General features: G+C 26.9%; 16 protein-coding genes. 9 read left to right on the top strand and 7 right to left on the bottom strand.

Annotated elements, in window-relative coordinates; all coding sequences use genetic code 4:
• Positions 1-124 precede the first annotated feature (124 nt).
• The 6 genes from rplA to ACW95P_RS02870 all read left to right on the top strand — a co-directional run bounded on the left by rplA (position 125) and on the right by ACW95P_RS02870 (position 4349).
• Positions 125-814, top strand: coding sequence for a 50S ribosomal protein L1 (rplA, locus tag ACW95P_RS02845; RefSeq protein ID WP_457961726.1), 690 nt, complete (start codon positions 125-127; stop codon positions 812-814).
• A gap of 70 nt (positions 815-884) precedes the next feature.
• Entirely contained in the window at positions 885-1028 is a 144-nt protein-coding gene (gene rpmH, locus ACW95P_RS02850) for a 50S ribosomal protein L34 (protein ID WP_457961727.1), read from the top strand.
• 8 nt (positions 1029-1036) lie between these two features.
• On the top strand, positions 1037-1378 hold the full coding sequence (gene rnpA, locus ACW95P_RS02855) for a ribonuclease P protein component (protein WP_457961728.1): 342 nt from the start codon (positions 1037-1039) through the stop codon (positions 1376-1378).
• Complete coding sequence (locus tag ACW95P_RS02860; protein WP_457961729.1) at positions 1356-3170, top strand: YidC/Oxa1 family membrane protein insertase; 1815 nt, start codon at positions 1356-1358, stop codon at positions 3168-3170. Before rnpA ends, ACW95P_RS02860 begins: the two co-directional genes overlap by 23 nt.
• A gap of 226 nt (positions 3171-3396) precedes the next feature.
• Positions 3397-3837, top strand: coding sequence for a hypothetical protein (locus ACW95P_RS02865; protein WP_457961730.1), 441 nt, complete (start codon positions 3397-3399; stop codon positions 3835-3837).
• 71 nt (positions 3838-3908) lie between these two features.
• A complete protein-coding gene (locus ACW95P_RS02870) occupies positions 3909-4349 on the top strand; it encodes a hypothetical protein (RefSeq protein WP_457961731.1) in 441 nt (146 codons plus the stop codon).
• Positions 4350-4641: 292 nt separating this feature from the next.
• Here ACW95P_RS02870 and recO read toward each other — a convergent pair whose 3' ends face one another.
• The 7 genes from recO to dnaX form a co-directional block, all read right to left on the bottom strand.
• Positions 4642-5304 (bottom strand): DNA repair protein RecO, encoded by a 663-nt coding sequence (gene recO, locus ACW95P_RS02875; protein ID WP_457961732.1) that lies wholly within the window; start codon positions 5302-5304, stop codon positions 4642-4644.
• Positions 5305-5367: 63 nt separating this feature from the next.
• On the bottom strand, positions 5368-6093 hold the full coding sequence (gene rsmI, locus ACW95P_RS02880; RefSeq protein WP_457961733.1) for a 16S rRNA (cytidine(1402)-2'-O)-methyltransferase: 726 nt from the start codon (positions 6091-6093) through the stop codon (positions 5368-5370).
• Positions 6080-6967: a hypothetical protein gene (locus ACW95P_RS02885; RefSeq protein WP_457961734.1), complete on the bottom strand. Its 888-nt coding sequence runs from the start codon at positions 6965-6967 to the stop codon at positions 6080-6082. Before ACW95P_RS02885 ends, rsmI begins: the two co-directional genes overlap by 14 nt.
• Complete coding sequence (gene tmk, locus ACW95P_RS02890) at positions 6951-7598, bottom strand: dTMP kinase (protein ID WP_457961735.1); 648 nt, start codon at positions 7596-7598, stop codon at positions 6951-6953. The genes ACW95P_RS02885 and tmk overlap by 17 nt, the downstream gene beginning before the upstream one ends.
• A gap of 9 nt (positions 7599-7607) precedes the next feature.
• On the bottom strand, positions 7608-8204 hold the full coding sequence (locus tag ACW95P_RS02895) for a toprim domain-containing protein (RefSeq protein ID WP_457961736.1): 597 nt from the start codon (positions 8202-8204) through the stop codon (positions 7608-7610).
• Between the two features lie 11 nt (positions 8205-8215).
• The gene (locus ACW95P_RS02900; protein WP_457961737.1) at positions 8216-8494 is read right to left on the bottom strand and encodes a YbaB/EbfC family nucleoid-associated protein; all 279 of its coding nucleotides are present in this window, start codon (positions 8492-8494) and stop codon (positions 8216-8218) included.
• A 34-nt stretch (positions 8495-8528) separates the two neighbouring features.
• Positions 8529-10811, bottom strand: coding sequence for a DNA polymerase III subunit gamma/tau (gene dnaX, locus ACW95P_RS02905; protein WP_457961738.1), 2283 nt, complete (start codon positions 10809-10811; stop codon positions 8529-8531).
• Positions 10812-11099: 288 nt separating this feature from the next.
• Here dnaX and ACW95P_RS02910 point away from each other — a divergent pair, with 288 nt between their 5' ends.
• From ACW95P_RS02910 to ACW95P_RS02920, 3 genes are all read left to right on the top strand, one after another.
• Positions 11100-11765, top strand: a complete 666-nt coding sequence (locus ACW95P_RS02910) for a hypothetical protein (protein ID WP_457961739.1) — start codon at positions 11100-11102, stop codon at positions 11763-11765.
• Between the two features lie 306 nt (positions 11766-12071).
• Positions 12072-12932 carry a DegV family protein gene (locus tag ACW95P_RS02915; protein WP_457961740.1) on the top strand — a complete coding sequence of 287 codons (861 nt, stop codon included), beginning with the start codon at positions 12072-12074 and terminating at the stop codon, positions 12930-12932.
• Between the two features lie 127 nt (positions 12933-13059).
• Positions 13060-13764: a DUF3196 family protein gene (locus tag ACW95P_RS02920; protein WP_457961741.1), complete on the top strand. Its 705-nt coding sequence runs from the start codon at positions 13060-13062 to the stop codon at positions 13762-13764.
• The last annotated feature ends 16 nt before the right edge of the window (positions 13765-13780 follow it).

Here is a 13780-nt window from a genome sequence, read left to right on the forward strand (position 1 = left end):
TTGCAGCTAAAGCGGCACATATGGCAGCGGTTAGAGAAGCACAAATTGATGCTGAAGCCGAAGAATTAGCAACCAACAAAGGTTTTGTTGAAGCTGAAGTTATTAAAGAGAAAGGTGATGAGTAATGAAAAAACTTGGAAAAAAATTACAAGCAGCTCGTCAACTTGTTGATAAAAACAAAGCTTATACATTAGAAGAAGCAATGAATTTAGTAAAACAAACTTCATATACTAAATTTGACGGTTCAGTTGATTTAGCAATTAAATTAAACTTAGATACTAGAAAAGCTGATCAACAATTAAGAGGATCAATTGTGCTACCAAATGGAACAGGGAAAAATGTTCGTGTACTAGTAGCAACAGATTCTCCTGAATTACAAAAAGCTTCAAAAGAAGCTGGTGCAGATTTAGTTTATTCAACTGGAGAACTTGAAGAAGTTTTAAAGGGAGATAAATTTGATTTTGACGTTATGGTTGTTGATCCTAAAATGATGCCTGTGTTAGGAAAATATGGGAAAAAATTAGGACCTAAAGGTTTAATGCCAAATCCTAAAACAGGAACTGTAACTCCAACACCAGAAAAAACTGTTGAAGAATTGAAAAAAGGTAAAGCTAATTACCGTGCCGATAAAGCTGGTATTGTGCACTCATTAATTGGTAAAACATCAATGACAGCAGAACAATTAGCTGAAAATGCCCAAACATTAATTACTTTAATTAAGAAAATTAAACCAAGTGTTGTTAAAGGTGCTTACATTCAAAACTTAACTGTTTCTGCTTCAATGGGACCTTCAATCAAAATTAAATTTGATTAATTAAATTACTCACTGTAATTTTGCAGTTTTAAAATTTAATAATCATATAATTTAATCAAGGAGATGAACAATGAAAAGAACATACCAACCTAATAAAAGAAAGCACATCAAAACACACGGATTTAGAGCAAGAATGGCAACTTCATCTGGTAGAAAAGTATTAGCAGCCAGAAGAGCTAAAGGAAGAACTAGATTAACTGTTTCTGATAAGTAGGATTTGCGATGCAACCTAAATATCAGCGTTTGCGCAAAAATTGAGAATTTCAAGCAATTATCAATCAACGCCGACAAATTTTTTCAAAACATCTGGTATTTTATTTTCAACCCAGTGTTGAGTTATCTATTGGAATTTCAGTTCCAAAAAAAAATAGCAATGCTGTGGCACGAAATTATTACAAACGCCAAATTAAAAGTATTTTACAAACAATTAATCTGAATAATTTAAATTACAAAATTGTAATTATTATTCGTAAAAGTTTTTTAGATTTATCATTTGTAGATAAAACGAAAGAACTAATAAAATTATTTGAGAGGATGCGGAGTGAAGAAAAACCCAAAGCCTAGTTCATATGATTTTTTCAAAGGTAAAGAATATTTGAAAAAAAATATGACTCCAAAAGAAAAGTTAAAGAAATCTTGAAAATGAGTAAAGATTTTTATTTATACACTTCTTTTTGCGATTACGCTAACAGGCTGCATTCAGTCACTTGCATTACGTTCATCTTCATCAGTTGGTTCAGGAGTTGAATTTTATAACTCACAGCAACAAGTTTCTCCTTCATCAACTACAGTTGTTCAAACGGAAGAAAAAATTGAAGTAGTTCGTGATCAACGTTCTGCTATTAATGGTTCTGACGAAGTTGATCACAAAGAAATTGAAGCATTGCGTGAATATACTAAAAAACGTGGTGGTGAATATGGCGTTTATGGAACCAGTTCATCATTAATTATTTTAACTCCCAATGTTGAAGATTGAGCATCACGTAAAATTGATGTAGTCAATGACCCGGTTAACCCTGAATGAAAAAAATTATTTTATCATTCAACATTTAAAACTTATGCGCAAGTGGCGCAATGAACTGCTTTAAAAGTTCCGACATTTGATTTTAACATCAAGGCTTTCGAAGAAGGTTCTGATGCTATTAAGCAAGGCTTTAAAGATTCAGCTGCAGGGAAGAATTCAGTTTACACTATCGCTCCTAAATTGGGACCTTCAGCTGATCCGAAATTAGCTGCCGATCCCAAAACAGGATTTACAGCTAATAAACAAGCAGTTTATTCAAGAGATGTAATTCAAGTATTGTATGAAAATACAATTGCATTACCAGAATTTAAAAATAACAATGCCTTAGCAAAAGCTTTGGAAGAAGTTAATACCAAAGGATATGGAGCTAGTTTAGAAGATCTTAAATTAGTTAAAAAATTCAAAGATACTTTAGAACCATTTTTAAAAGCAACAAGTTTTACTTTTGAAGGCAAAAATTATGAGCTTGAATATAATTACCTTGACCAAAATCCTATAAGTTTTGTTGGTGAAGCATCAAAACCATTAATTACATGAGGCGAATATTGAGAGCTAGGCCCATTTTATGGTTTAGTAATCTTCCCAGTTTCAAAATTAATGGTAAGTATTGTTTATGCGCTGCCTAATCTAGGTGGATGAGAAACAATCATTTCAATTGCATTAGCAATTATTATCAGTAGATTATTAATTTTTGTGATCGGCTTTAAAGGTTTATTTATGCAAAGTCGTCAAGAAGAGTTATCACTGAAAAAAGCTAAAATTGATGCTAAGTACGCCCCTTATAAAGGTAACAAAGCAATGGATCAACGTAAGCAACAAGAAATTAGTGCGATGTATAAGAAAAATAATTTCAACCCATTAAGTTCATTGGGGAGAATTTTCTTGACAACACCGATGTTTCTAGCGATGTGGAAAATTGTTCAGGGTGTGGCGGTCATTAAATCCACAACCTGATTAGGAATTAATTTTTCACTAACTTCATGGCAAGAAATTTTTTACAATCAGCAATGAGTTTACTTGGGACCGATTTTATTTTCGATTTCCTTGCAAACATTAGCTTCATTTTTACCAAAAATTTTGAACCGCAAAAAACGTTCAAGATTACTGAATGAAAATGATGTGGCAGCAATGAAAAAAACACAAAAAGTACAAAATATGATGCAAGTATTTTTTATGTTTATATATGTTTTATGACAGGCTGGAATTCAAATCTACTCAATTTTTGGGGCAATTTGGACGATTGGTGAGACACTTGGATTACATTACTATCGAAAATCAAATCACTTTAGGACGAAGTTGCGACCATGGCTATTTAAAGAAGTCAAAAAATAAATTATTACAAACTTACAACAAATTTATTGTTAATAATGTTGTAAGTTTTTTATGTAAAAATTTTTGTAATTAAAAATATTAAATCATTGATTTAATATTAATTTAATAAGTGTAAAAACTTAGTTCTCAAATTGTACACATTTTTTAATAACAAATTTAGCTTTTTTTGTAATATTAGGTATAATCTCATAACACAATCCAACAAAACAAGGAGATTTATTTTTAAATGAACTTTTCAGCAAATTATGAAATTTTAAAAGGTAAATATGAAGTTGTTAAAATTTTGTCTTATATTCTTTGAGCCATTATACCCTTAGGCTGAATTTTTGGACTTATCGGCATTTCTGGAGTAAGTGTAGTTGCAGTATTTGCATTTATCTTATTTGCTGCTTTAGCCATAATTGGGATTACTAGAATTATATTTAAAATTCAGATTATTTTAAAAACTTCTAATCTAAGAGTTTATTCACAAAGTCATTATGAATACAACAGTCGTTTAGATTCAATTAGATTATTTTTTATTTTAAGTTTCGTTTTACCTTTTGGAACTATGATTGCTATTTTTAGCCAAAAAGATTCAATCTATAAAATTGGCCAAATTTATGAACAACTTCAACAATCTCAGCGAGAAAATGAATATGAATCAAAAAATCTAGAAAATCACTAAAAAACATTAATTTTTTTAAAGTTGATTATCAACATCAAGTTAATTATTAGAATTTAAAATGGAGTTAAAAAATGCATGAAAGACAATTTAACTATCAGCAAATTATTAAAAAATTTAAAGGCATTAAAGTTTTAACTATTTTAATTGTTGTGCTTTGATTTTTATTTCCAGTATTTCTTGGTTTAATGATTCATAGTCTTATTCAAAGTGAAGGCGAAAGACTTTATGGTTCCACATTAGTATTTTTGGTAATTTTTATTATTTGAGTTATTTTAATTACTGCTTCATATATTGCTCGATTGGTAATACAAATTTTATTTTTAGTTAATATCAATAAATTAAAAGTATATGAACACGAAAACAAAGAGTTATATGTAATTTTAGAAAAACTTGAAAGCATTTTTATTATAAGTTTTTTAATACCATTTGGACAGCTTTATGCGATTATTACTCAAAGCAAAAATATTGAAAGAATTCGTTTTATGACACAAGAAAATTTACAGCATTTTTAAACAATTTAAAAAGGCAATTACTTTTTTAAAAATCATCAGCTAATTTAGCTGATTTTTTATATTTTTATAATTAATTAAATATATCTTAAATTGAAAAAATATTTACGCCTTGATTTCATAAAAAACATCACTCCTATAAAATTAAACTAAAATTTTTTTATTTCATTAAGCATTTATTAATTTTTTGTTATTTTGATTATTATTTTATTTTTAAATCTCATTTACGCGATATAGATATTCAATTTATTTGTCTAGCAATGATCATTGGAGCATACTTGAAATTATTGTGACTTTAAAAATTATTTTCTTTTCAATACATTTCCAAAGCTTTTAAAATTTTTTGATTAATTTCAGGTTTAGTATTATATAAGTATTTTTTTCAATTTTGATTTAAATCAAAATAAGCTTGTAACTCTTCTAATGATAAGATTTCATTTTTATGATCATAACATAAAAAGCCCCCGCGGTGATATTTAAAATCAGCAATATTTTCAGTAGTTTGACATTCTATGCACTGGTTGTAGTTAGGGTAAATTCCATTAAGTTGTAACATTTTATTAATCAAAATACTTAGTAACAAATAATTATTACCTTGACCTCACAAGTCTCAAATGCTTTCTAAAAATTTAAAAAATTGTAAATTTGTAGTATTTATTTTTTCTAAGTAATGCAAAATTTTTAACATTGTTAAGCGATTTTCAGAATTGGTAATGTCAAAATTAATTATGGGAGTAGCTTTTTTTAATTTGGAAACTTTGGTATTTAGTCGTGCCTCAAAAATAATAAATTCACTCAAAGATCCCAGAACAAGAGCATATTGATTTTTACTTTGCGGTTTACGAATACCTTGAGCTATAAAAGAATAAATTTTTTTGGGTCCTAAAATTGTGGCAATAATGTCAGTTTCGCCATAATCAATTCTTTTGATTACAATTCCTTTAGTAATAGTTTCCATATTTTAAAAATTATATTTTTTTTAATAATTTTTTAATTAAAAAAATAATAAAAGTATCAAATGTTAGTTTGATACTTTAGAAAATTGTTGGTACTTGTTTATTTTAGGTAGTTTATTTTTTTTAGTTTTAATTTCAAAACACATAGTATATTCACCTTTAATTACTTCTGGTAATTGTTGTAAAATTTGTTGTGCTGTACCAAAAAAATGCTGCTCAAATTTTTTAGTCATTTCTTTAACTAAAAAAATTTGGTTTTTTTCGGGGAAAATGATTTCTAAATCTTGTAGTGTACTTAATAATTTATGAGGCGCTACATAAACAACATATGTTCCATCATTTAAATTTGCTAATTGTTGGGAACGTTGGTTACTTTTATCTTTTAAAAAACCTAAAAAAGTTAATGGATGAGAAAATCCAGATAAGGCAAAAGCGGCTACAAAAGCACTTGGTCCGGGAATTATTTCTAGCTCAATATTGTTGTTACGTGCTAAATGTACTAAATCATAGCCAGGATCAGAAACCAAAGGTGTTCCAGCATCAGAAATTAAGGCAACATCATAACCGGAATTTACTAAATCAATAATTTTTTGTGCTGCAAAAGTTTCATTAAACTTATGATAGCTAATTAATTTTTTAGCAATATTATAATGTTGTAATAATTTTGTGCTTACACGCGAATCTTCAACGGCGATATAATCAACTTGCTGTAAAGTTTCTAATGCTCTTAATGTAATATCTTTTAGATTACCCAAAGGTGTTGCTACTAGATAAATTTTATTTTTTTTCATAACACATCACAATTTTTCATAGCAAACTAGCTTTTTGTAAATTAAAATTAAACCCATTATAATTTTGATTTAAAAAATCATATATTAATTCTAAATTCATAATTCAATCAACATTACTTTTTTGTAATTTTTTTCATACTTTACAATCATTAAAAAATAATTCATTGCATTTGTTATGTAAAATTTGAATAATAATTAGAGCATAAAGCTGCAAAAATCAAACATCTATTTCTGATTGCATATTTTGATCAATATAATTTTTAAGAATATGTGGATTTTTTAAACTATTTTTTATAACCTTAACAAAATCTACTACATATTCAGTAATTTGTGAACTAATTTTTTGTGCAATTTTAACATCGTTTATAATATTGCTTATAACATCAATTCATGATTCTGATAAATTAGTTATAACGTTTTTAAATTCAATATTGGGCAAATTAATTACCTGAGCTCGTGAGCGAATGGTTGGCAAAATTTGGTTAATATGCTGAGTTGTAATGATGATATAGCAATTATCAAATGGCTCTTCGATAAACTTCAAAAGCGCATTAATTAAGTTATAACTTAATAAATCGCAATTAAAAATTACCAAAATTTTTACTCCATCCACTCAGTTTCGATAAGACATTTGATACAAAGCTTTTTGTAATGCTTCCCGATCAAGTTTTTGTTCTTGATTTTGGTTTAGTAAAATTAAATTTTGGGTGTCAAATTTATCAAGTTGGGCATAATTTTTATTTTGCAATAAATTAGCAAGTTTTAAAACTCCAGCTTCAATTACTTGTTGCTGTCTGCTATGTAGTAAAAAAGTATGAGGAATTTTATTATTGCTAAAATAAGGTTGAAAAAGTTGATTAAGTTGTTTTTCCATAACTATTTTCTATTAAATAAATTTGTAATTTTTGTCAAACTTTTTTTACTACTTCCGAAAATGGCAAAGAGGCATCAATTACTACAAAACGTTGTGGTTCTGCAATAGCTAATTGATCATAAATTGCTGCTGTTTTTTGAAAGTAAGCCAAGTCCTTTGATTCAATGCGATCAGTGCCTTGAGAACCGTTTAATAATCTTTGGCGCGATACTTCAGGTGTTAATTTTAGTAAAAATGTTAAATTAGGGCGGCTTTTTTCAGTTACAAAATCATTCAGATCTCAAATTTGTTTTTGAGTTATACCATTGCGTTCACTTTGATAAGCTAATGATGAATCGACAAAGCGATCACAAATTACAATTTTGTTTGCTTTTAATGAAGGTCAAATTAGCTTTTCTAAGTGAATTCTTCTTGAAGCCGCAAATAAAACTGCTTCAGTAATTGGACTTAGGTGATATTCGGGATTTAAAATAAATTCTCGTAAAATTTTATTTTCCGGAATTCCACTACCACCAGGTTCATGAGTTATAACTAATTCATGGTGTGGAAAATGTTGTTTTAACAATTCTACAATTGCTGTAATTACACTCGATTTACCTGAACCATCCAGACCTTCAAAAGTAATAAACATTATGCCCCCTTATTTTAATGATTTTCGATTATTCAATGCTTGTTTTAATGTTAATGGATCAATATATTCTACTTGAGCACCCAAAGGAATTCCGTGTGCTAGTTGAGTAATTTGATTTTGTTCAGTAGCTAAAATTTTTTTTAAATAAGCTGACAAAATTTCGCCTTCTAATGTTGGCGAAAGTGCTAAAATGATTTCTTTAAAATTTTTACTATAATCTTGTAATTTAGAAAATTCATAAGGTGTTGTTTGACCATTTTCTTTTAAAATTTGACTAACAGATTTTTCAAGTACATAATATTTGCCACTAAAAAATTCTAAGCTTTCAAATTTATTTAAATCAGCAACATTTTCAACAACTAACAATTTATCAATTCGCACTGAGTTTAAACAAATTTCACATTTTGAGCTATTAGTTGTTAAATTATTACAAATTTCACATTTTTTTAATGTTGATTTTAAATCATGAATTGATTTAGTAAAATCAGCTACTCAAGAATTTGATTGATTAATAATGTAAAAAGAAATCTTGTCAGCTTGTTTTTTGCCAATTCCTGGTAAACTGCGCAATAAATTAACTAGTTTTTCATATTCATTACCATACATACGGAAATTAATTACATTCCTTGTTTTGGTACTAAAGCTTCATGCAATTCATTAATTTCTTCATGAGCCTCATTTAGAGTTACTAAAATTAAGTCTTCTAATGTTTCTTTATCTTCTGGGTCAATTAAAACTGGATGTAATTTAATGCTTTTAATTTGGTGATTACCTAATATTACAACTTCAATTCCTTGTTTTTGAAATGTAAATTCTTGTTTATTTAAGGCTTCTTTCTTTTTATCAAGTTCAGCTTGCATTTGCTTAGCTTGACGCATTAGGGCATTGATATTCATAAAAAAATCTCCTTATTAATAAATTAAATAAAAATTAATGTTTTAAAGTAAGCTCGGCAAAATCATCATTTTGTTGCTCTACTTCAGTTTCTTCTTTCATTCGCTTCAATTCTTCGATATATTCTTGCGTTAATTGTTCAGCTGTCTTTAACACAAGCGGTTTGATAGCAATTCCTTTTGGTCGATTAGAACCAAAATCCACCCATACTTGTTTAGCTTTTTTAAATAATGACTGTGAAATAGCAACAAAATGTAATGGTTTACCAAAAATTTTACTAATAAAATCTTTAAAAATATGATCTTTAATAAATAAGTTAATTTTTCAAATAACTTCATCTTCGCGCGAAGACACCAATACAAAGTGATCACCACCAGTAATAATATTTACATTATTCAAATAAGAAATATATTCAAAGTATTTTTCTTCATTTTCATAAGCGGTAATTCGAGAAAATTTTTCTTTATATTTTTCTAATGTTTCCCGATCACTCAAAGCATAAAAATTAATAACTTGTTCTAAATTATAAATGTCCTTTTGAATTAAATGACCAACACTTTTAGCAACTTCAATTTCTTTTGTGTAGTAATGTTCCAATGTTAGTTGACTAAAACTTGTGCGAGGGTTTTCAAGATCAACAATCTGCTGTTCCAAAATTTTGTCTTCATCATTTGATAAAATACTTTCAACAACAATTTTTTGTGAATCTTGTAATAATTTTTCTTGCTCAATATCATGTTGTAATTGTTTATTCCATTCAACACTCTCTCACATTACATCATTTGATAATTTTTGTAAATTCAAAATTTTTTCAGGATTAGTTTCACGGTTAATAATGATAGGTTTTTGCACATCATATAAAAATTCTGTTGTTTCCAAAAATAGCGTGTTTTTAAAAGCTTCAGGAATTTCAGGTTTATCATCAGAAATTTCTAAATCTTGTGTTAACGAATCTAACTCATATTCCTGTTCTGCTAACTCAATTTCACTTGTTGTAACAACATTGGAATCATCAAAAACATTATCATTCAATGCTTCTTGCTCCTCATTTTCGTCGTTATCTACTATTGCCCCACTAAACAATAAATCTTCTAAATCATTTTTGGAATGGGGATTCATAATAACATCATCAAAATCTAAATTAGTAATTTCTGGTTTTTCTTCATTCTTTTTAATTTCAGAATTAGTTTCATTAATATCGCTATTTTTAAATTCAGTTGTTGCTATTGAGTCTGCGATAGTCTTCTGAGGATCATAGGCAATTTTAATTAAGCTCAATTCTAATAATTGTTCAGAAATTGGTGAATAATGAATTTTTGCCTCAATATCAATTAATGTATCTAAAAATGCATGAGCTCGATTTAAATCTAAATTGATAGCCTGTAAATCATCACTTTTTACTGTAGTTAGTAAACTAGCATCATAAGTTTTTTTATAAATTACATAATCTCGTAAAATTTCAATTAATGTTAAAATCATCAACTGAATATTTGAGCCTTTATGAATTAATGATTTAGTTAAATGCAAAACATTTTTGACATCATAATTTTCAACATAATGAATTAGTTGTAATAATTGTTGATTTGAAGCAACTCCAAAAACATTAAATAAAACTTCATCATCAATTTTATTATTACCATAAACAGCAACTTGGTCAACCATTGATAATGCATCTCGTAGTCCCCCATTTGCTAAACGAGCAATTGTCTTAATACTTGATTCCTGATAGCTAATATTTTCTTGGTCTAAAACATTTTTTAATTGCGATTCAATTACAGCTATATCAATTTGTTGAAAATTAAAGCGTTGTAATCTTGATAATACAGTTAAGGGGATTTTTTGAGGATCGGTTGTTGCTAAAATAAAAATTATATGTTTTGGCGGCTCTTCTAGTAATTTTAAAAAAGCGTTAAAAGCACTTTTTGACAACATATGTACTTCATCGATGATGTAAATTTTATAGGGTGCATTAAAAGGTAAATTGTAAGTTTTTTCTTTTAATTCTCTAATTTCATCAACACCGTTATTTGAAGCTGCATCCATTTCAATAATATCCATATTATTTTCGATTTTAGTAATACATTGAAGACAAGGTTCTAATGCATTAATTTTATGTTGACAATTGATTGTATTGGCAAAAATTTTAGCAACTGATGTTTTCCCTGTTCCTCGAGGACCTGAAAATAAATATCCATGAACAATTTTATTATTTAAGATAATGTTTTTTAAAGTGGTTACAATGTGATCTTGGCCTTTAACCTCCGCAAAAATAGTTGGTCGATATTTACGGTATAGTGCGCGATATTGATTTGTATTCATGTTAAATATTTTATATTAAATAAATTAAAACTTTTGATAATCTCAAATTTTTTCAAAAAAATTTTTAAAAATAATCTTTTAGTAATTTTTTTTAGAAAAAAGTTATTTTTTTCTATCGTTTTAAAAATTCGAATAAGAATTTTGAGATATATTTTTCTATGTGAAAACTTTTTCAAAAATTATTTTACAAAATTAATAGTTTTTAGCTATATATAAATGGAGGAAAAAATATGTCACTATTATTTTTCATATTATTTCAACAATCAATTTATAATTTAGGAGGTTTCTATGTCTAAAAATAACAAAGTTAATGACTTAGAAAAACTTTCTAAGGTTCAAGCCAAAAAATATATTAATCATTCTGAAACTATTAAATTTACAGATTTTCAAAAAGAAATTGTTGCTGGCAAAGAAAATGGTAGATTTTGCACAGAATATAAAGGATATACCAATATGAAAACACCAACACCACCAATTGATAACGATCAAATTTCAAAAATTTTTGAAATGCTTTATGAATTAAAATCTCAAAATGAAATTCGCAATCAAAAAGATGCTGAACGTGATAAGAAAATTGAGCAGATTTTAATAGATCAGCAGCAAATTAAAGCAGATCAGCAAGAAATCAAAGCCAATCAAATAAAAAACAATGAGCGATTAGATTTTTTAGAAAAAAGAGATATCGATCGTGATCAAAAGATTGATTTAATTTATCAAAATCAACAAGAAATCAAAGCCAATCAAATAAAAAACAATGAACGATTAAATTTCTTAGAAAAAAGAGATATCGATCGTGATCAAAAGATTGATTTAATTTATCAAAATCAACAAGAAATCATATTAACATTAAAAGATCATAGTCAACGGCTAGATTTAGTAGAACAAAATATTATTCAAATTAACAAAAGAATTAGCGTTTTAGAAAATTATCATCAAAATCCTCAAGATAAATAAATATTTTTTTGCTAAGTAACAAAAATTATTGATTTTTGATATTTCAAAAATATTAATTAATAAAATTTATGTTTAGAGCTAGAATTCAGCTTTTAAATTAAAAAATTTATAAATAACTTTTAAAATAGAAAGTTATTTTTTATTGCTTTAAATTTTAATAAAAGTTTTTTTAAATAGTTTTTGCAATATTAAATTTAGTTATTTGGTTTAACTTTTATAAATATTGAACAATTGGAGGATAAATTTTTATTAAATTATTTTGCTTAATAAAAATTAAAAAAACATTTTAAAGTATAATATCAAATTATGAAGAAAAAAGTTTTAGGAATTATTATCGATTCATTTAGTAGTGTTTCACAAACTGCAATTAATAGCTACGAAAATTTTTACTTATTACCTTTAAGATTTGAAATCGATGGCAAACAATACATAGATAATGGAATAGAGCTTCAAGGTGATGAATTAATCGAAAAATTAAATAATGCAAAAAAGATTTTTACTTCACAACCTTCACCATATGACATTGAGCATGTTATTGACAAAGCTAGCGAAGAATGTGAGGAGGTAATTTATTTAGCGATTAGTTCAGAACTTTCTTCAACTTATGCCAATGCAACAACTTATGCTAGCAAAAAAACTAATGTAACTGTTCTTGATAGCCACATTGTTGGAGAATCATTTATTTGACTAGGTAAGAAACTCCAAAAAATGTATCAAGATGGTGTGACATCGAATGATATCATTGCATACTTTGAAAAATATAATAAGCACTCATTAAATTATTTATTGCCAGAAAATTTAGATTCATTAGTGCGTGGGGGAAGATTAAAAGGAATTAAAAAAGTTTTACTAACTTCAATTAGTTTGTCCCTTATTTTAAAAGTTAATGCTAAAGGAATTAACTTTGGAGGGATTAAACGCTCATTTATGGGTGCTGTTAAAAAAACTGTTACTAGTTTAATTGATTTTATTGGAGGAGAAACTCAAATTAAAAATTATGAATTTCAAATTTTACATGGTGGTAATGAAAAAGCTGTAACTGTTGCTGAATCCATTATGCGTAAGTTTAATATCACGCCTGCTGCCAAACCATTTGCAACGCCAATTATTTTAATTCATACTGGTACTGGATGTATTTCTATTGCTGTGTCTCCTAAAATTAACTAAAAAATTATTTTCATTATAACAATATCAATTCTTTAAATTGCGGTTTAAAGATTTTTTTTATTGCTTTTTAAATAAATAAGTCAATTAATTTATTTTAAAAAAATGTAATGTTTAGTATATTTTAGATATGGAAAAAAATTATTATGATGAAACTATTGATAAAATTGATCAGTTAATTGCTGATAAGGATTATGAAACCGCTTATGGAATAGTAATTACAGAATTGGGACTGCCATATGTTCCAGAAATGTATTTGCCAATTTTTTTAAAACAAAAACAAGAAATTTTACAAAAATTAAAGAGAAAAACAGATCACAAACCTAATTTTACAACTGCTGATTTATTTAGTATTATTTTAAATCGTGATGTTGAATTAACGGAATTTGCCTTAAGCGAATTAGAAAATAGTGCTTTAATTAATCACCTTGATAAATTAGATGCAATTTTTCAAAATGAAAAATTAACTAATGAAATTAAAGGTTTATTTTATGAAATGGCGTGTAAACAAAAAATTGATCACAATTTTGTAATTTATGAAACAAGCATTAATCCTTTAAAAAATTTATCAGTTGGTCATCAACCAAGTTACTTACCTAATTGAAATATCATTGAAACTAAATGTGAAAAAGACCAAACTATGATTAATGCAGCTTATTTTATTTACAATAAATATCTGCTAAATAATTTTTGATTGTATGTAACTAATCAATTAAAATTTGATATTACTAATGCTGTTTATGAATTGGCTTTATTATATTTACGTAAGATTACTGAGCAAGATTTAAGTGCTGATGCCTTAAAAATTATGAATATTTTCCTGAAAAACCAGTAATTTGATAGTTGTTATA

It is taken from the genome of Mycoplasma pogonae, assembly GCF_054170725.1.